1 pseudogene is annotated in these 347 nt (G+C 41.5%); it reads left to right on the forward strand.

Annotated elements, in window-relative coordinates:
* Positions 1-347, forward strand: a pseudogene (locus tag ER639_RS12370) (MSCRAMM family adhesin SdrC); the annotation flags it as partial.

The following is a 347-nucleotide window of genomic DNA, read 5'->3' on the forward strand; positions in this document are numbered from 1 at the left end:
CTGATCCACTTGTTGACTCTGAAATAGAACCTGAAGTCGACTCACTTACTGATCCGCTTGTCGATTCTGAGATTGAACCTGATGTCGATTCACTTGTTGATTCTGAGTTCGATACTGATCCTGAAGTAGATTCGCTGACTGATCCGCTTGTTGATTCTGAAATTGATCCTGATGTCGATTCACTTACTGATCCACTTGTCGACTCTGAAATTGAACCGCTTGTTGATTCGCTAATTGAACCACTTGTTGATTCTGAGTTCGATACTGATCCTGAAGTCGACTCACTTACTGAACCGCTTGTTGATTCTGAAATTGATCCAGAAGTAGATTCGCTAATTGAACCACTT

Origin of the sequence: Macrococcus sp. DPC7161 (assembly GCF_004117835.1) — a bacterium.
GTDB lineage: Bacteria > Bacillota > Bacilli > Staphylococcales > Staphylococcaceae > SDSC01.